At 62.0% G+C, this 18,855-nt stretch carries 15 protein-coding genes; 11 read left to right on the forward strand and 4 right to left on the reverse strand.

What is annotated here, in order from left to right:
- Positions 1 to 72: 72 nt before the first annotated feature.
- A complete protein-coding gene (gene ybaK / locus ABE456_RS19925) occupies positions 73 to 543 on the reverse strand; it encodes a Cys-tRNA(Pro) deacylase (RefSeq protein WP_346645451.1) in 471 nt (156 codons plus the stop codon).
- A gap of 304 nt (positions 544 to 847) precedes the next feature.
- On the opposite strand from ybaK, the gene ABE456_RS19930 reads away from it, so the two are divergent.
- The 4 genes from ABE456_RS19930 to glpD all read left to right on the forward strand — a co-directional run bounded on the left by ABE456_RS19930 (position 848) and on the right by glpD (position 6,264).
- Entirely contained in the window at positions 848 to 1,699 is an 852-nt protein-coding gene (locus tag ABE456_RS19930) for an MIP/aquaporin family protein (protein ID WP_346645452.1), read from the forward strand.
- 51 nt (positions 1,700 to 1,750) lie between these two features.
- Positions 1,751 to 3,250 carry a glycerol kinase GlpK gene (glpK, locus tag ABE456_RS19935; RefSeq protein WP_346645453.1) on the forward strand — a complete coding sequence of 500 codons (1,500 nt, stop codon included), beginning with the start codon at positions 1,751 to 1,753 and terminating at the stop codon, positions 3,248 to 3,250.
- A 252-nt stretch (positions 3,251 to 3,502) separates the two neighbouring features.
- On the forward strand, positions 3,503 to 4,258 hold the full coding sequence (gene glpR, locus ABE456_RS19940) for a DNA-binding transcriptional repressor GlpR (protein ID WP_346645454.1): 756 nt from the start codon (positions 3,503 to 3,505) through the stop codon (positions 4,256 to 4,258).
- 467 nt (positions 4,259 to 4,725) lie between these two features.
- Positions 4,726 to 6,264 carry a glycerol-3-phosphate dehydrogenase gene (glpD, locus tag ABE456_RS19945; RefSeq protein ID WP_346645455.1) on the forward strand — a complete coding sequence of 513 codons (1,539 nt, stop codon included), beginning with the start codon at positions 4,726 to 4,728 and terminating at the stop codon, positions 6,262 to 6,264.
- A gap of 4 nt (positions 6,265 to 6,268) precedes the next feature.
- Here glpD and ABE456_RS19950 read toward each other — a convergent pair whose 3' ends face one another.
- Positions 6,269 to 10,435: an NEL-type E3 ubiquitin ligase domain-containing protein gene (locus tag ABE456_RS19950; RefSeq protein WP_346645456.1), complete on the reverse strand. Its 4,167-nt coding sequence runs from the start codon at positions 10,433 to 10,435 to the stop codon at positions 6,269 to 6,271.
- Between the two features lie 321 nt (positions 10,436 to 10,756).
- Between ABE456_RS19950 and ABE456_RS19955 the strand changes: the two genes are divergently transcribed.
- The 7 genes from ABE456_RS19955 (at position 10,757) to ABE456_RS19985 (ending at position 17,638) form a co-directional block, all read left to right on the forward strand.
- Positions 10,757 to 11,677, forward strand: coding sequence for a glutamate/aspartate ABC transporter substrate-binding protein (locus tag ABE456_RS19955; RefSeq protein ID WP_346645457.1), 921 nt, complete (start codon positions 10,757 to 10,759; stop codon positions 11,675 to 11,677).
- 147 nt (positions 11,678 to 11,824) lie between these two features.
- On the forward strand, positions 11,825 to 12,571 hold the full coding sequence (locus ABE456_RS19960; protein ID WP_346645458.1) for an amino acid ABC transporter permease: 747 nt from the start codon (positions 11,825 to 11,827) through the stop codon (positions 12,569 to 12,571).
- On the forward strand, positions 12,572 to 13,243 hold the full coding sequence (locus tag ABE456_RS19965) for an ABC transporter permease subunit (protein WP_346645459.1): 672 nt from the start codon (positions 12,572 to 12,574) through the stop codon (positions 13,241 to 13,243). It begins immediately after the preceding gene.
- The gene (locus ABE456_RS19970) at positions 13,240 to 13,974 is read left to right on the forward strand and encodes an amino acid ABC transporter ATP-binding protein (protein WP_103449395.1); all 735 of its coding nucleotides are present in this window, start codon (positions 13,240 to 13,242) and stop codon (positions 13,972 to 13,974) included. Before ABE456_RS19965 ends, ABE456_RS19970 begins: the two co-directional genes overlap by 4 nt.
- 73 nt (positions 13,975 to 14,047) lie before the next feature.
- Positions 14,048 to 15,952 carry an ATP-binding protein gene (locus ABE456_RS19975; protein ID WP_346645460.1) on the forward strand — a complete coding sequence of 635 codons (1,905 nt, stop codon included), beginning with the start codon at positions 14,048 to 14,050 and terminating at the stop codon, positions 15,950 to 15,952.
- Complete coding sequence (locus ABE456_RS19980) at positions 15,949 to 17,277, forward strand: sigma-54 dependent transcriptional regulator (protein WP_346645461.1); 1,329 nt, start codon at positions 15,949 to 15,951, stop codon at positions 17,275 to 17,277. The genes ABE456_RS19975 and ABE456_RS19980 overlap by 4 nt, the downstream gene beginning before the upstream one ends.
- A 25-nt stretch (positions 17,278 to 17,302) precedes the next feature.
- The gene (locus tag ABE456_RS19985; RefSeq protein WP_015271577.1) at positions 17,303 to 17,638 is read left to right on the forward strand and encodes a GlpM family protein; all 336 of its coding nucleotides are present in this window, start codon (positions 17,303 to 17,305) and stop codon (positions 17,636 to 17,638) included.
- 45 nt (positions 17,639 to 17,683) lie between these two features.
- Here ABE456_RS19985 and ABE456_RS19990 read toward each other — a convergent pair whose 3' ends face one another.
- Positions 17,684 to 18,679: an alpha/beta hydrolase gene (locus ABE456_RS19990; protein ID WP_346645462.1), complete on the reverse strand. Its 996-nt coding sequence runs from the start codon at positions 18,677 to 18,679 to the stop codon at positions 17,684 to 17,686.
- Entirely contained in the window at positions 18,609 to 18,821 is a 213-nt protein-coding gene (locus tag ABE456_RS19995; protein WP_346645472.1) for a hypothetical protein, read from the reverse strand. The genes ABE456_RS19990 and ABE456_RS19995 overlap by 71 nt, the downstream gene beginning before the upstream one ends.
- Positions 18,822 to 18,855 lie beyond the last annotated feature (34 nt).

An 18,855-nucleotide genomic window follows, 5' to 3' on the forward strand; every position in this document is an offset into this window, starting at 1 on the left:
CTCCTACAGGGATCTCGTCCCCCTGTAGGAGCGGCCTTGTGTCGCGATGGGCTGCAAAGCAGCCCCAAACTCTCAGCCCCTACCAATCCCGGCAAACTTGCCCTGGGTATGCTCGGCCAGCACAGCGGCCGCCAACTCCACCTCCAGCCCACGCCGCCCGGCGCTGACATGGATGGTTGCAAAATTCTGCGCCGAATCATCGATGAAGGTGCGCAGGCGCTTCTTCTGCCCCAGCGGGCTGATCCCGCCCACCAGGTAACCTGTAGCCCGCTGCGCCAGCGCAGGGTCGGCCATCTCGCACTTCTTCACCCCGGCCGCATGGGCCAGGGCCTTGAGGTCCAGGGTACCTACCACAGGCACCACCGCCACCAGCAATTCGCCCTTCTCGCTGCTCGCCAGCAAGGTCTTGAACACCTGCTGCGGGTCGAGCCCAAGCTTCTCCGCCGCCTCTAGGCCATACGACGCCGACTTGGGGTCATGTTCATAACTGTGCACGCGGTGCTCGGCGCGGTGCTTCTTCAACAGGTCTAGGGCGGGGGTCATGCAGGGGCTCCGGTCTGGGACGGCTCGGCGGCTACTTTAGGACAATTCCCACATCCCGGCCAGCGCACCGCAATCGAGCCCCTCTAGTACGGGGATCCGCAGCTTATTTTAGCGGCCATATCGTGACTGACCGTTCACTTTCGACCTTTGACATCAGCGTTTCTTGTCTATATTTTTTCGTTTGTGAATAAATGGTGCACTTTTAAGGTGCATTTCCTACATCTGCCCGGGGTCAATGGGGATAGACACCGGGCTTTGCTGTCGAGCGCCACGCGCCTCACAACAAAAAAAAACGAGGTCATACATGACGACTGCTCTACGCCAACCCACGCTGTCCAGCCAATGCCTGGCCGAGTTCCTCGGCACCGCCCTGCTCATCTTCTTCGGCACCGGCTGCGTTGCCGCGCTCAAGGTGGCGGGCGCCAGCTTCGGCCTGTGGGAAATCAGTATCATCTGGGGCGTGGGCGTGAGCATGGCGATCTACCTCACTGCCGGCATTTCCGGCGCGCACCTGAACCCGGCCGTGAGCATCGCCCTTACCCTGTTCGCCGGGTTCGACAAGCGCAAGCTGCCCTTCTACATGCTGGCCCAGGTGTGCGGCGCGTTCTGTGGCGCGGCACTGGTCTTTACCCTGTACAGCAATCTGTTCTTCGATTTCGAACAGGCTCACGCCATGTTGCGCGGTAGCGAAGCCAGCCTGGAACTGGCCTCGGTGTTCTCCACCTACCCGCACCCGTCACTGTCCACCGGCCAGGCGTTCCTGGTCGAAGTGGTGATTACCGCTATCCTGATGGCCGTGATCATGGCCCTGACCGACGACAACAATGGCCTACCGCGCGGCGCCATGGCACCGCTGCTGATCGGCCTGTTGATCGCCGTGATCGGCAGCGCAATGGGCCCGTTGACCGGCTTCGCGATGAACCCGGCCCGCGATTTCGGGCCAAAACTCATGACCTTCCTGGCCGGCTGGGGCGAAATCGCCTTCACTGGCGGACGGGACATTCCCTATTTCCTGGTTCCGGTGTTTGCACCGATCCTTGGCGCCTGCCTGGGTGCCGCGACTTATCGTGGCCTGATTGCCCGCAACCTGCCACTGGCGGCCGCCGCGAACCCTGAGACAAATGACAACCGCCAGGGCGATACTCAAACCAATTGATGCCGGCATCACGCCCAGCCCTGACCCCCTATTTTTGCAAGGCCTACGACCATGACAGACACCCAGGATAAGAACTACATCATCGCCCTGGACCAGGGCACCACCAGTTCGCGGGCGATCATTTTCGACCGCGACGCCAATGTGGTAGGTACCTCCCAGCGCGAGTTCGCCCAGCACTATCCGCAGGCGGGCTGGGTCGAGCACGACCCGATGGAAATCTTCGCCACGCAAAGCGCGACCATGGTCGAGGCACTGGCCCAGGCAGGCATCAGCCACGCTCAGGTCGCCGCCCTGGGCATCACCAACCAGCGCGAAACCACCGTGGTGTGGGACAAGGAAACCGGCCGCCCGGTGTACAACGCCATTGTCTGGCAGTGCCGCCGCAGCACCGAGATCTGCGCCCAGCTCAAGCGCAACGGCCATGAAGACTACATTCGGGAAACCACCGGCCTAGTGACCGACCCGTACTTCTCCGGCACCAAGCTGAAGTGGATCCTCGACAACGTCGAGGGCGCCCGCGAACGCGCCGAGCGTGGCGAACTGCTGTTCGGCACCATCGATACCTGGCTGATCTGGAAGTTCTCCGGCGGCAAGGTGCATGTCACCGATTACACCAACGCCTCGCGCACGCTGATGTTCAACATCCACAGCCTGCAATGGGACGACAAGCTGCTGGAAATCCTTGGCATCCCGCGGCAGATGCTGCCCGAAGTGCGCCCTTCTTCCGAAGTGTATGGCCATACCAAGAGCGGCATCGCCATCGCCGGTATCGCCGGCGACCAGCAATCGGCGCTGTTCGGCCAGATGTGCGTAGAGCCGGGCCAGGCCAAGAACACTTATGGCACTGGGTGCTTCCTGCTGATGAACACCGGCGAGCAAGCCGTGAAATCGTCCCATGGCCTGCTGACCACCATTGCCTGCGGCCCGCGTGGCGAAGTGGCCTATGCCCTGGAAGGCGCGGTGTTCAACGGTGGTTCCACTGTGCAGTGGCTGCGCGACGAGCTGAAAATAGTCAATGACGCTCTGGATACCGAGTACTTCGCCAGCAAGGTCAAGGACAGCAACGGCGTGTACCTGGTGCCGGCCTTCACCGGCCTGGGTGCGCCGTACTGGGACCCGTATGCCCGTGGTGCACTGTTCGGCCTGACCCGTGGCGTGAAGGTGGACCACATCATCCGCGCCGCACTGGAGTCGATCGCCTACCAGACCCGCGACGTGCTCGACGCCATGCAGCAGGATTGCGGCCAGCGCCTGTCCGAGTTGCGTGTGGACGGTGGAGCTGTGGCCAACAACTTCCTCATGCAGTTCCAGGCCGACATCCTCGGCACCTGCGTCGAGCGGCCGAAGATGCGCGAAACCACCGCCCTGGGCGCCGCCTACCTGGCCGGCCTGGCCTGTGGCTTCTGGAGCGGCCTGGACGAGCTGCGCGACAAAGCGATCATCGAACGCGAGTTCAGCCCGCAGCTGGATGAGGCGCAGAAAGAGAAGCTGTATGCCGGCTGGAAGAAGGCGGTCGAGCGTACCCGTGACTGGGAAGATCACGAGGGCTGATCGTTCCTGAGCAGCAACACGCGCCACCTGTGGGAGCGGCCTTGCGTCGCGATAGGGCCGCGAAGCAGCCCCGGCAATATTCGCCATGACGCGAAAACCCTGGGGCTGCTTCGCAGCCCTTTCCGACCGGTCCGGCGCCCCGGCAAGGCCGCTCCCACAACGGCAGCGCGTCAATGGCCATAGTCTACTGGCCGTAGCCCACTTCCTACGGCATCATTGCAGAATTTGTCCGGCAGCCCCAAAGGACCGCCCATGAATCTGCCCCCTCGCCAACAACAAATCCTCGAACTGGTGCGCGAGCGCGGTTACGTCAGTATCGAAGAAATGGCGCAGCTGTTCGTCGTGACGCCGCAAACCATCCGCCGCGATATCAACCAAATGGCCGAACTCAATCTGTTACGCCGATACCACGGGGGTGCAGCCTACGACTCGAGTATCGAGAACACTGCCTACGCCATGCGCGCCGACCAGATGCGCGACGAGAAGCAACGCATTGCCGAAGCCGTGGCCCGGCAGATTCCCGACCATGCTTCGGTGTTCATCAACATCGGTACCACCACCGAATCCATCGCCCGGGCATTGCTCAACCACAACCACCTGAAGGTCATTACCAATAACCTGCACGTGGCCGCTATCCTGGCCGCCAAGGACGACTTCGAAGTACTGGTGGCGGGTGGCACGGTGCGCCGCGATGGTGGCGTGGTCGGCCAGGCCAGCGTCGACTTCATCAACCAGTTCAAGGTCGACTTCGCCCTGGTCGGCATCAGTGGTATCGACGAAGACGGCAGCCTGCTCGATTTCGACTATCAGGAAGTGCGGGTCTCCCAGGCGATCATCGCCAATGCCCGGCAAGTCATCCTTGCCGCCGACTCCAGCAAGTTCGGGCGCAACGCCATGGTGCGCCTGGGCTCGATCAGCCTGGTCGACTGCCTGGTGACCGACCAGGCGCCAACCCCTGCCCTTACTCAGTTGCTGAACCAATACAAGATTCGGCTTGAGGTGGTTTGAGGACTGGCAGGTGTTCGCCGCAACATTTTCAGCGCCTGTGAGATCGAGCGCCGCCCGCGCGGCGCTTCGCGGCTAAAGCCGCTCCTACATTTGTTTCGGGCCAGTCCATTCTGTGCCAGGCGCGCGCGACCGCCCTGTTTGTACGACGCGACATCGAGGTGTGCGCCAAGGCGTTCGCGTGCGTATCCCACAGGCATAACTGGCCCAAAACAAACGTAGGAGCGGCTTTAGCCGCGAAGCGCCGCGCGGGCGGCGCTCGATCTCTCAGGCGCCACACCTCTCGAGCCGATCACCCTGATCAACCCGCCCCTACCCACCCAAAATTTTCGTAAATGTTCACTTCATTGTCATCTGATCAGTTTTTTCTATAAAGACTGACTGGCGACCGGCTTTCTGTTGCGCTAGTATTTTCGAAAACGAACATCAATGTTCATATTCGATGTGAACAGCCTCAGGAGGCCTTGCCCGTGTCCCAGCCCGTAACGTCCCAGCCCGCACTCGCCGACTGCTATGACCTCGCCGTGATCGGCGGCGGCATCAATGGCGTGGGCATCGCTGCCGACGCCGCCGGGCGCGGCCTGAAAGTGTTCCTCTGCGAGAAGGACGACCTGGCCCAGCACACCTCTTCGGCCAGCAGCAAGCTGATCCACGGCGGCCTGCGCTACCTGGAACACTACGAATTCCGCCTGGTGCGTGAAGCGCTGGCCGAGCGTGAAGTGCTGCTGGCCAAGGCGCCGCACATCGTCAAGCCGATGCGCTTCGTGCTGCCGCACCGCCCGCACCTGCGCCCGGCCTGGATGATCCGCGCCGGCCTGTTCCTGTATGACCACCTGGGCAAGCGCAAGCGCCTGGGCGCCTCGCGCAGCCTGCGCTTCGGCCCGGGCTACCCGCTGAAGCCTGCAATTACCCGTGGTTTCGAATACGCCGACTGCGCCGTGGACGACGCGCGCCTGGTGGTGCTCAACGCCATGGCCGCCCGGGAACACGGCGCGCACATTCATACCCGCACCCGCTGCCTGCGCGCCGAGCGTGTAGATGGCCTGTGGCAGGTTGAACTGCAGCATGCCGATGGCAGCCTGCAAAGCATTCGCGCTCGCGCCCTGGTCAACGCTGCCGGCCCTTGGGTCGCCAGTTTCATCAAGAACGACCTCAAGCTCGATGCGCCCTATGGCATCCGCCTGATCCAGGGCAGCCACCTCATCGTGCCGCGCCTGTACGAGGGCGAACACGCCTACATCCTGCAGAATGAAGACCAACGCATCGTCTTCTGCATTCCTTATCTGGACCGCTTCACCCTGATCGGCACCACCGACCGCGAATACAACGGCGATCCGGCCAAGGTGGCGATCACCGAGCAGGAAACCGACTACCTGCTGAAGGTGGTCAACGAGCACTTCAATCACCAACTGAGCCGCAGCGACATCCTGCATACCTATTCGGGCGTGCGCCCGCTGTGCAACGATGAATCGGACAACCCATCGGCGGTGACCCGCGACTACACCTTGGCGCTGTCCGGCAGCGCAAATCAGGCGCCGCTGCTGTCGGTGTTCGGCGGCAAGCTCACCACTTACCGCAAGCTGGCCGAATCGGCCATGGGCGAACTGAAGCCATTCTTCCCCCAGATGCGTGGCAGCTGGACGGCTGAGGCGCCATTGCCGGGCGGTGAGAACATGACCACCGCACAGGCGTTGAGCGACGCCATCCTGGCCCGTTGCGGGTGGTTGCCAGTAGATATCGCCAAACGCTGGGCGACCACCTACGGCAGCCGCGTCTGGCGCTTGCTGGACGGTGTGCACGGGCCTGAAGATCTGGGCAAGTCGCTCGGCGGAGGCTTGTTCAGCCGTGAAGTGAACTACCTGTGCGACGAGGAGTGGGCATGCGGCGCGCACGATATCCTGTGGCGCCGCACCAAGCTGGGTTTGTTTACCACCGACAGCGAACAGCAGGTGCTGACGGACTATCTCCAGCAGCGAGGGCAGCGTCAGGCTGGCACCCAGGCAGCCTGAACGCCTAGCCGGGCATTAACCGCTCCTGAGAGGCGTAGCGCGACCGCGCCCACGCCTCAGTGGTGAGGATGCGCATCAGTGCTGATTCGGCTTGCTCAAGCTGGTGCATCAGGGCCCTCGCCTGCGCGTCATAGCTGCCTTCCTGGCCGGCCCTGGCCTGTTGTTCCAGGGTCTCCAGCCGCGCGTGGTAGCCCGTCGCCTGGGCCTCGAAACGCTCGGCATAGGTTTCGCGCAGATAGCGCTGCCAGTACGGGCGCTCTGCGAGCGCATCCAGCATGTCGACTACTGTGTCGTTGCGCAGCACCTGAAGTTCGGCACGGCTGAGATCGGCCAAGGACACTTGTGCGAAAGAGGCAAAATGCATCGCATCCGGTACCACGGGCAAGTCGAGGGCGCCCGCCAGCCTTGATCGGTAGTAAAGCCGCACTTCGATCTCGTCGACCCTGCGCAGGCCTTCACGTCGCATGCGTTGAACGTGGGCGGTGGCGATATCATCCAGCAAATCCAGGCGGTGTAATTGCCGCCCCAGGCGTAACAGGCGATTTTCCCTCATCGCCATTGGCACGCCCTGGATGCCTTCAAAGGCGAGAATACCCACCTCCAATTGATTGAGCATCAACAGCAGGCGATCTTCGCAGCTACGCGGTCCGTTTGCCTCACGGAACAGGTGTTCACGCAATGCTGCGTTGTGCTCGCAAGCCTCGAGAATGTGCCATACACGCCGGCGAAAATCGGCGGGCTGCGTGGCGAAATCCTCCGTGTCGACCAGGTCTGCCAGGAACCTGAACAAGCCGCCGGAACCAGGCTCTGCCACCAGGCGCTGCCATGCGGCCTCTCGTTCGGCCCGCAGCAGCCCGTCATCAGTGGATACCCAGGTATCGCGAACACCATCGTCGACCGGGTTGTGGGCGTAGGTAACGCTCCCTCTTGCCCCGGCATGGGCAACGCCGCGCGCTTCATCCAGAAACGCCGAACTGCTTTCGCTCAAGGGGTTGTCGTGCAGGTTCAGGCGTTGCAGCCGCAGGCGCAGCCCGCGCATTTCACGCCTAAGCTCGCTTATGCGGTTGTCACGCAGGTCAATGTGGGCCCGTAAAACGACATTCTCGTGAATCGGCCCGATGTCGACTTGCCCGGTCGATCGCAAACGAACATCACGCACATGGGGCAGCACGGAAAGATCTGGCATTCCATTTAGCGGGTTGTAGCTGAGGATCAGCGTATCGAGGCGCGTGAGTTGCGCCAACCGGCGGCTCCCGGCATCGTCAAGAGCGATCTGGTTGTTACCCAGATTGACTCGGCGCAGCTGAGTCAGGCGTTCAATACCTTCAGGGATAAGGGTGAGCCGATTACCGCTCAGGTCCAGATCGACGATGTTGGGAAAAAGACCGAGAAACTGCGCGTCGATGCCCTGCAACTGCATGTTGCGCAAACTCAGCCGGCGCACATGCGGGTAATCAATACCTGCGGGCAAGGCCGGCAGATGTGCGAGATGCTCCCCGTCAATGGTCAGCTCATACTGATCGTTACCATCCACCAGCTTCCGTCGCCAGCTACGCCGCAGGGTGTCAGCGACACGGCGTCGCCGGATGGCATCGATCGGTGATTGCCAGTCGTTCTGCCACTGCTGTAGCACTTCGCGCAACTCGGTCAACTGGCGCTGGAGCATCTGGTAGTGGCTCCACAGGTTTTCACCACGCTGGCGCACAGCGTCCATATAAGCCTCGAGCTGCATCTCGCTGAGCGTGGGAAATATCTGATGAATACCTTGCCTGATCGCCTGCCGGCTGCTTTCCCCTCCGCCACTCAACGGGTAGGCCAGACGACCGTCAGCATAGCGTCTGGGCGGCCTGATACCGCGACCGACAGGTGCCATGCCAATGAGCCTGGCAGCCTGTTCACGGTCCTGCGCCACAGCCTTCAGCAGTGAAGTACGCAGCTCCCTGACCTGCATCTGAGAATTGCCCAGCGCGGCTTTCTGCACATCATCCAGGCATTGCAGGACCACGTGAAGCAGGGAATGCCCGGCCTGAATAGGCTTGCCCCGCACTGCTTCTGCCAGTGCATAGCCTTGTTCACTTCTGATAATCGTGCGTACCGGCGCATTTTCCTCACCCCCACTCGCATACAGCAAGCGCCCATCTTCATGGCCGATACGCAATTCAATCGGTGATGATACTGGCCAGGGCGACTTGAGCCCGATCAAGCCCAGGATCAATTGCTCACTGTCCGCATTCGTCATGCCTTTCATGCGAATACCCAGGCAAGCTGCGTCGACTCGACTGTCACGCACAAACCACCGCGCCCGCTCGGCCATGGCCAACGGCACCCGATTTGTCGTGCGCAGTGTCTGCAGCTGGGCAGAGTTGCAGTGCTCCAGCACTTCCTGAGCACCTCGAAGCGACAGGCCATCGTAGGCCCGCATGAGCTTTGCCTGATCTTCGGTAGCGGTATCACGTAGCGCTTGCAACGCCTCCTCGAAGGCCGCACCACGCAGCGACGGTGCCCCCTCGTGAAGCTGGATACGCTCCTGCATGTCCAGCAAGCGCGCCGGAGCCGCAGCATGCTCCAACTGCAATTGGCGCAATTGGCCCGTTTCATAGCCCGTGATTTCCAGCAGCCGGTTTGCATCATTCGATAGCAGACCAGCAAAATTCCCGCCTTGCAGCCCTTCGAGCAACACCAGTGTGCTGGCCTCGGCCTGAGGATATGCTGAAGCCTTGATCAGCTTGACGCTGCCATCTGCCATGGCCTTGGGAGCAAGCCCGTCCACAAACGGTATCCGCGGTACTACGTAAAGCGCCCCCGTGATAGCGCCGGCAACCACCAGGCCCTGCGCAACGGCAAATACGTGGTCCAGCGCGCCCTGACGATCACCAATCCGCCAGTCCTGATAACCCTCATAGATTTCATCCAGTAGCTGCGCCGCGCTGACAACCAGCATCAGCTCACCCAGCCCAGGCACCACGAACGCTGCAAGACCCGCCAGATCCAGCCCGGCGGCGAGCATTCCCTGCAAACGCCTGTGCCTGCTCAGCCGATCCTCGACGTCCGTAGGTACGGCAAGATGGGCGGCATCGGCGAAGAGCTTGGCAAGCAGCAAACGCCCTACGTGGGTAAAGACATCAGTGTCGATGGGCAAATTGCGCCCATCCAGTTCGACCGCTTCACCGCGCTTGGACGCGCTCAGCAAACGAGCCAGCGTGCTGTCGAACTGGCTTCGGTCCTGCGTCTTGATGAAACGAGTGAAAAAAGCTCGAAATGGACCTTGTGCCAAGCGTTTCGCCAGGTCGGTGTAAAGCGCATCCCAGGAGTCGTAGTAGTGCAAGTTCCGAGTGGTGTCCCCAGGGATCCAGAGCAGGATCTCATCGACCTCCGCGGCCCCGGCAGGGCGCCATTCAAGCGTGATCACGCCGACTGCGCATTTACCCAGCAGGTACAGTTGGCGTGCGACCCATGTGCCTTGATCAGGCACCGCGCGTGATGGCGCCTCAAGCATTGGGCGCAAACGTTGCAAATCCATTTCGTCCAGCTGCTGCTTGAGCCTGCCCTCAAACAATGCAACTTGCATGCGCGTGCGCACGCCCTCACTGAACATCCGGGCGATGTTAGCGCTTCCCTGCCCTTTTGGCTGACCACGGCCGCCTTTTGGCTGCAGAACACTTCTCAGAAGGGCTTGGTATTTGCCACCAACATCCAGCTCGCGACACAAGCTGACAAATTGTTCAAAGGTTATGGCCAGTCGGGCCCCGTTCTGGTCGACCAGGTGGGCCTGACGAAAGAGCGATGATTGGGTTTCATGCCCTTCGAAATTGTGCAGGGCAGCTGCCAGTAGGGCCTGCCTGGTCTTGTAGGTAACCGTGGGTCGAGAGAGCTTTTCCGCTGCCGAAGGCAATTGAAAGGTTTCACTGACCAGTACATGCGAGCGCCGCGTGTCGATCGGGGCAAGACCGGCCGCAGACAATGCCTGCTTCAGCAGCGAAGCTGCGAAGGCGTCGATGGCCGGAATGTGGCTTAGCAACTGTTGCAGGTCGTCGGCTGCCTTTAGCTGTGCGCGCAGTGCTTGATGATAGGGCGAAAGGTGTTCTGCCTGTGCTTCGTCCAACCAGGCAGGAAACTGCCGGGCAATCAGATGATCTACGGAACTTGACGGGATAAGGTCGGCGGATGCCATGGGCTGATCTCCAAGTCTGAAAGCCCACAGCACAACCCAGCGGTCAAAGGGGCTGGCGGTACATAGTTCTTCCACCCCTCATTCGGATTACCGAACACCAACGAATAACTCATTCGGAAAGCCGACAGCAATGGCCTGTATGAAAAAGGCCAGAAAAGATTAATCCCTCGCATTTTCACGGCGTTATGATCGATATCAGAGCTTGGCACGACTCATGCTCTACACTTGGTAGCCGAATGCTCTCGCTTCTTGCGGTATTCGTTGAACGAAAGAGTCCGCCAACGGCTCCATAAAAAAAACAAACATGTCGAGGAAAATTTGATGCGTATCGTTCGTCATCTGTTGGGCGCCACCATCGCCGCCGCGATCATCGCTTCGCCAGCCATGGCCGAAGAACTGACCGGTACTCTGAAGAAGATCAAGGACTCGGGCACCATCACCCTGGGCCACCGCGACTCCTCCATCCCGTTTTCCTACCTGGCCGGCAAGCCCGAGCCCGTGGGTTACTCGCATGACATCCAGCTGGCTGTCGTCGAGGCCCTGAAGAAGCAACTGAACGTGCCTGAGCTCAAGGTGCGCTACAACCTGGTCACCTCCCAGACCCGCATCCCGCTGGTGCAGAACGGCACCGTCGACCTCGAGTGCGGTTCCACCACCAACAACGTCGAGCGCCAGCAGCAAGTCGGCTTCTCGGTCGGCATCTTCGAAGTCGGTACCCGCCTGCTGACCAAGGTCAAGGACGGTCAGCCAGCATACAAAGACTTCCCGGACCTGGCCGGCAAGAACGTGGTGACCACCGCCGGTACCACCTCCGAGCGCATCCTCAAGGCGATGAACGCCGACAAGCAGATGAAGATGAACGTGATTTCCGCCAAGGACCACGGTGAAGCCTTCAACATGCTCGAAAGTGGCCGCGCCGTGGCCTTCATGATGGACGACGCCCTGCTCGCTGGCGAAATGGCCAAGGCGCGCAAGCCTGCGGACTGGGTCATCACCGGCACCCCTCAGTCGTACGAAATCTACGGCTGCATGGTGCGCAAGGATGACGCAGCCTTCAAGAAGGCGGTCGATGACGCCATCGTCGGTTACTTCAAGTCGGGCGAAGTCAACAAGAGCTACGACAAGTGGTTCCAGCAGCCAATCCCGCCAAAAGGCCTGAACCTGCAGTTCCCGATGAGCGACGAGCTGAAGAAACTGATCGCCGAGCCGACCGACAAGGCGGCGGACGAGAAGAAGTCCTGATCCCCGGCAAATAGTGGCCTGGTGCGCATCCGCACACGATCGAACCCGACAGGCCACGCTTTAGTGTCTACCCTTTCATCCGAGGGCGTTTATCGCCCTCGGATGCTCGAAGGTGCCCGTGAAACAATCGTCTGAGGGGAAATCCCGATGAATTACAACTGGGACTGGGGCGTGTTCTTCAAGTCCACCGGCGTGGGCAGCGAGACCTATCTGGACTGGTACGTCACCGGTCTGGGCTGGACCATCGCCATCGCCATTTCCGCCTGGATCATCGCCTTGCTGCTGGGCTCGGTGCTCGGTGTCATGCGCACCGTGCCGAACCGTGTGGTTTCAGGCATCGCCACCGCCTATGTGGAGCTGTTCCGCAACGTACCGCTGCTGGTGCAGCTGTTCATCTGGTACTTCCTGGTGCCAGACCTGCTGCCCGAAGGCCTGCAGGAATGGTTCAAGCAAGACCTCAACCCGACCACCTCGGCGCTGATCAGCGTGGTCATCTGCCTGGGCTTGTTCACCGCCGCTCGCGTCTGTGAGCAAGTGCGTACCGGTATCCAGGCGCTGCCCCGCGGCCAGGAAGCCGCCGCGCGTGCCATGGGCTTCAGCCTGCCGCAGATCTACACCAACGTGCTGCTGCCGCAAGCCTACCGGATCATCATTCCGCCGCTCACGTCAGAATTCCTCAACGTGTTCAAGAACTCCTCGGTGGCGTCGCTGATCGGCCTGATGGAGCTGCTGGCGCAAACCAAGCAAACCGCCGAGTTCTCGGCCAACCTGTTCGAGGCCTTCACCCTGGCCACGCTGATCTACTTCACCCTGAACATGGGCCTGATGCTGCTGATGCGCATGGTCGAGAAGAAAGTCGCCGTGCCTGGCCTGATTTCCGTGGGGGGCAAGTAAATGGACATGGATTTCAGCGAAATCATCCCGGCCCTGCCTGCCCTGTGGGATGGCATGGTCATGACCCTGCAGCTGATGGTCATGGGCGTGGTCGGCGGCATCGTGCTGGGGACCATCCTGGCCCTGATGCGCCTGTCGTCGAGCAAGCTGCTGTCGCGTGTTGCCGGTGCCTACGTCAACTACTTCCGCTCGATCCCGCTGCTGCTGGTAATCACCTGGTTCTACCTGGCGGTACCGTTCGTGCTGCGCTGGATCACTGGCGAGGACACCCCGGTGGGTGCCTTTACCTCGTGCGTGGTGGCGTTCATGATGTTCGAGGCCGCCTACTTCTGCGAAATCGTCCGCGCCGGCGTGCAGTCGATATCCAAGGGCCAGATGGGCGCCGCCCAAGCCCTGGGCATGACCTACGGCCAGACCATGCGCCTGATCATCCTGCCCCAGGCTTTCCGCAAGATGACCCCGCTGCTGCTGCAACAGAGCATCATCCTGTTCCAGGACACCTCGCTGGTGTACACCGTGGGCCTGGTGGACTTCCTCAACTCGGCACGCTCCAACGGCGACATCATCGGGCGCTCCCACGAGTTCCTGATCTTCGCCGGTGTCGTGTATTTCATCATCAGCTTCTCCGCTTCGTGGCTGGTCAAGCGCCTGCAAAAAAGGATCACCGTATGATTTCCATCAAGAACGTCAACAAGTGGTACGGCGACTTCCAGGTGCTCACCGACTGCACCACCGAGGTGAAGAAAGGTGAAGTGGTTGTGGTTTGCGGCCCGTCGGGCTCGGGCAAATCCACCCTGATCAAGTGCGTGAACGCGCTGGAGCCGTTCCAGAAAGGCGACATCGTGGTCGATGGCACTTCGATTGCCGACCCCAAGACCAACCTGCCCAAGCTGCGTTCGCGGGTGGGCATGGTGTTCCAGCATTTCGAGCTGTTCCCGCACCTGTCGATCACCGAGAACCTGACCATCGCCCAACGCAAGGTACTCGGCCGCAGTGAAGCCGAAGCGACCAAGAAGGGCCTGGCCCTGCTCGACCGCGTCGGCCTCAGCGCCCATGCCAAGAAGCACCCAGGGCAGTTGTCCGGTGGCCAGCAGCAGCGTGTAGCCATCGCCCGCGCCCTGTCGATGGACCCGATCGTCATGCTGTTCGACGAACCGACCTCGGCACTGGACCCGGAAATGGTCAACGAAGTACTCGACGTGATGGTCGAGCTGGCCCACGAAGGCATGACCATGATGTGCGTGACCCACGAAATGGGCTTCGCCCGCAAAGTGGCCAACCGCGTGATCTTCATGGACAAGGGCAACATCATCGAGGATTGCCAGAAGGAAGACTTCTTCGGCAACCCGAGCGCCCGCCACGAACGCACCCAGCACTTCCTCAGCAAGATCCTGCAACACTGATTTTGCCTCACTGAGCCGGTCGGCGCCGCTGCCCTTTCGGGTAGCTGGCGCTGGTCGTGACAAGGCCACTGTGATGAAATGCGACCCTTCGCTTCTTCTCCCTGCCAAGCCTGCCGTGAAATCCCGCCTGCTCCGCCAATTGCTGCTGCCGCCACTGGTCATCCTGCTGATGGTCGGCTTAGGGTTGGCTGGCTACCTGATCAGCGAGAGCAACGGCATCCGCGCCCTCAGCGAGAACGGCGCGCGCCAGCTGGAGCTGCACGCACGCACGGTCGAAAGCGAAATCAGCAAGTACACCTACCTGCCAAGCCTGCTGGAGCTGGAAGACAGCGTCTCGCACCTGCTTACCGACCCTGACGGCGGCTCGCGCCAGACGGTCAACGAATACCTTGAGGGCCTGAACCGGCGCAGCCGCAGCCGGGCCATCTTCGTGCTCGACACCAATGGCCGGGTCCAGGCCACCAGCAACTGGCGTGATGCCGATTCGTTCCTCGGTGAAGACCTGTCGTTCCGCGCCTATTTCCAGACCGCCGTGCGCGGTGAGCCTGGGCGCTTCTACGGCATCGGCAGTACCACCGGCGAAGCCGGCTACTACCTGGCCCACGGCCTGGAAGAACATGGCAAGATCATTGGCGTGGCAGTGATCAAAGTGCGCCTGGACACCCTCGAGGAACGCTGGCAGCGTGCCCGCCTGGAGGCGTTCGTCAGCGACGAGAACGGCATCATTATCCTGTCCAGCGACCCCGCCCGGCGCCTGAAGTCGGTGCGCCCGCTGACGCCGCAAATCAAGGAACGCCTGGCGCGCAGCCTGCAGTATTACTGGTGGCCGTTGAACGAGTTACAGCCCCTGGCCCGGGAAACCCTGGCGGATGGTGTGGAAAAACTGACCTTCCCGGCCAACAGTGAAACCGCACACGGCAAGGCCCGCGAAGTGGCCTACCTGGCCCAGACCCGGCGCCTGGCCGATACCCCTTGGCACTTCACCCTGCTCACCCCGCTGCAGGACCTGCGCCGCGAATCCATGGTGCAAGGCATCCTGGTGGGCGTGGCCTTCGCCTTGCTGGCGATCCTCGGCATTGCCTGGAACGAACGGCGCAAGGTCATCGCCACCCGCCTGGCGGCCCGTGAGGCGCTGGAAGAAGCCAATAGCCAGCTGGAACGGCGGATTGCCGAACGCACCGCCGACCTGCGCGCCAGCAACGAACGCCTCAAAGGCCAGATCCGCGAACGCCGGCATGCCGAGCAAACCTTGCGCCACGCCCAGGACGAGCTGGTGCAGGCCGGCAAGCTGGCCGCCATCGGGCAGATGTCCACCAGCATTGCCCACGAGCTGAACCAGCCACTGGCCGCGCTGCGTACCTTGTCTGGCAACACCGTGCGCTTCCTCGAACGCGGGGCACTGGAAACCGCCAGTACCAACCTGCGCACCATGAACGACCTGATCGACCGCATGGGCCGCATCACCGCCAGCCTGCGTTCGTTCGCCCGGCGCGGCGACGACAGCGGCCAGGCCTCGCTGGCCAAGGCGGTGGAGGCTACCCTGCAAGTGCTGGCCAACCGCATCAGCGCCTGCCATTTGCAGTTGCACCACCAGTTCGAGGACCAGCAACTGGCCATCGACCAGACCCGCCTGGAGCAGATTCTGGTCAACCTGATCGGCAACGCCCTCGACGCCATGGCCGCGCAACCGCTGCCCGAGCTGTGGCTGGAGGGCGAGCTGCAGGGCGACAAGTACCGTTTGCAGGTGCGCGACAACGGCCACGGCATCGACGCCGAGGCGCGCAAGCACCTGTTCGAACCTTTCTTCACCACCAAACCGGGCGAACACGGCCTGGGCCTGGGCCTGACCCTGTCGGCGAGCCTTGCCGCCGCCGCCAAGGGCAGCCTCAACGTCGAGCACCCCGCCACTGGCGGCACGGCCTTCGTCCTGGCCCTGCCCCTGGTCTCACCCCCTAGCGAATCGGCAGAGCACCCATGAACCAAGCGCCTCTTACCGTCCTGATCGTCGAAGACGACCCGCATGTGCTGCTCGGCTGCCAGCAGGCGTTGGCCCTGGAGGACATCGCCTGCGAAGGCGTAGGCAGTGCCGAACAAGCGCTGGAACGCATCGGCGACGATTTCGCCGGCATCGTCGTCAGCGATATCCGCCTGCCAGGCATCGATGGGCTGGAACTGCTCAACCGCCTCAAGGCCCGTGACCGCAGCCTGCCGGTAGTGCTGATCACCGGCCACGGCGATATCGACATGGCAGTCGGTGCCATGCGCAACGGCGCCTATGACTTCATGGAAAAGCCGTTCTCCCCAGAACGCCTGGTCGACGTGGTGCGCCGCGCCCTGGAACAGCGCGGGCTGTCGCGCGAAGTGGTGGCTCTGCGCCGCCAGCTGGCTGAGCAGAGCAGCCTGGAGGGGCGCATCATTGGCCGCTCGCCCGCCATGGAACACCTGCGCGAACTGATCGCCAACGTTGCCGATACCTCGGCCAACGTACTGATCGAAGGCGAGACCGGCACCGGCAAAGAGCTGGTTGCCCGCTGCCTGCACGACTTCAGCCGCCGCCAGAGCCAGCCATTCGTGGCGCTGAACTGCGGTGGGCTGCCGGAAAACCTGTTCGAAAGCGAGATTTTCGGCCACGAGGCCAACGCCTTCACCGGCGCTGGCAAGCGCCGCATCGGCAAAATCGAGCACGCCAATGGCGGCACGCTGTTCCTCGATGAAGTGGAGAGCATGCCGATCAACCTGCAGATCAAGCTGTTACGCGTACTGCAGGAGCGCACCCTGGAACGCCTGGGCTCGAACCAGAGCATCCCTGTGGACTGCCGGGTAATCGCCGCGACCAAGGCCGACCTCGACAGCATGGGCCAAAGCGGCCAGTTCCGCAGCGACCTGTATTACCGGCTGAACGTGGTAACCCTGGAGCTACCGCCACTGCGCGAGCGCCGCGAAGACATCCTGCAACTGTTCGAACACTTCCTGCAGCAGTCGGCCCTGCGTTTCGACCGGGAAACGCCGACACTGGACAGCCAGACGCTGTCACGCCTGATGGCGCACGACTGGCCGGGCAACGTGCGCGAATTGCGCAACGTGGCCGAACGCTATGCGCTTGGCCTGCCAGCGTTCAAGAAAGGCCCCAGCGGCGGCGCCAGCCAGGGCCTGGGCTTTGCCGAGGCGGTGGAGGCGTTCGAGCGCAACTTGCTCAGCGATGCCCTGCAACGCACCGGTGGCAACCTGAGCCAGGCCAGCCAGGAGCTGGGCATGGCCAAGACCACGCTGTTCGACAAAGTGAAGAAATACGGCCTCGGCTGAACTCAACCCCAACTGGAAAGACAACGTGGACCTGGTATTCAAAGCGGCCCTGGGCGCTGGCGTGGTACTGCTGCTGGCGGTGCTGTCGAAGACGCGCAATTACTACATTGCCGGGCTGGTGCCGCTGTTCCCCACCTTTGCCCTGATCGCCCACTACATCGTCGGCAAGGGGCGCAGCATTGCCGACCTGAAGACCACCATTTTGTTCGGCATGTGGTCGATCATTCCGTACTTCGTGTACCTGGCGACTTTGTATGTACTGGTCGACCGTATGCGCCTGGAAGCGTCGCTGGCGCTGGCCACGGTGGCCTGGCTGATGGCCGCTACCGTGCTGGTGACCTTGTGGGTGCGGATGCACTAGCCTGGAAGCGTGTGCTACCCCTGTGGGAGCGCGCCTGCCTTCGGTTCAAAGCCCGGCAATATGCGTGACATCCTGCCGATGCGCCTGCAGGTAAGGCAACACCGCCCCCAGCAACGGCGCCTTGAACCGTTCCTGGAAGCGGTGCGCCAACCCCGGAATCAAGCGCAGTTGGCTGCCCTGGATGTGCGCCGCCAGATGCACACCGTGCATCACCGGCAACAACGGGTCAGCCGTGCCATGCACCACCAAGGTCGGCACCCGCAATTGATTGAGTAGTTCGACCCGGCTCGGCTCGGCCAGTATCGCCATGATCTGGCGCTTGGCCCCGTCCGGGTTGAACGCCCGGTCATAGGCCACGGCCGCCTGCTGCAGCAACACTGCACGGTCGTCACGTACTTCGGGGCTGCCCAGGGCCGCCAGCAGGTCGGCCTGCTGCTCGATCGCCACTTCACGGTTCGGTGCACTGCGCCGGGCCAGCAACTGCACCAGCGCCGGGTCTGGTGCCGGTAGCCCCGCCGCCCCTGAACTGGACATCACCAGCGTAAGGCTACGCACGCGCTCGGGCGCCATGGCCGCCAGATGCTGGGCAATCATGCCGCCCATGCTCACGCCCAATACATGAAACTGGCGCACACCCAAGGCGTCCATCAGGCGCAAGCCGTCGTCTGCCATATCAGTCAGCGTATAAGGCGCAGCCACCGGCAGGCCCAGCTTGTAGCGCAGCAACTCGACCGTCAGGTTGGCCGACGGCGGCACCTGGTTCCAGCGTGACAGGCCGACATCGCGGTTGTCATAGCGAATCACTCGAAAGCCCTGGCGGCACAATGCCTCGACCACATCATCCGGCCAGTGGATCAGTTGCCCACCCAGGCCCATGACCAGCAGCAAGGCTGGGTCGCGCGGCGCACCAACGCTCTGGTACACCAGGCTGAGCGCGCCCAGTTCGGCGCGCTGCACCGGTACGTGGGCGTCACATCGCTGTTCGGCGAAACTCGCAGGTACGCTGAATAGAAAGATAAGAAAAAGCCAAAAAGCCCGCATGAAAGAAACACCAGAATGCAGATCCCCAGTAGAGCGCGAGTCTGATGAATTCTGTTCGGGCGCGCTGCCACAGTTCGGTGACAGTTTGATGACTGCCGCCAGACGGTGCGGCCGAACGCCCAGTCGACAGGCGCAGCAACATGAGGGAAACTCAATTCATTCCCTGTTTCCTTAAA

Source organism: Pseudomonas sp. TWI929 (assembly GCF_039673335.1).
Taxonomy (GTDB): Bacteria; Pseudomonadota; Gammaproteobacteria; order Pseudomonadales; family Pseudomonadaceae; genus Aquipseudomonas.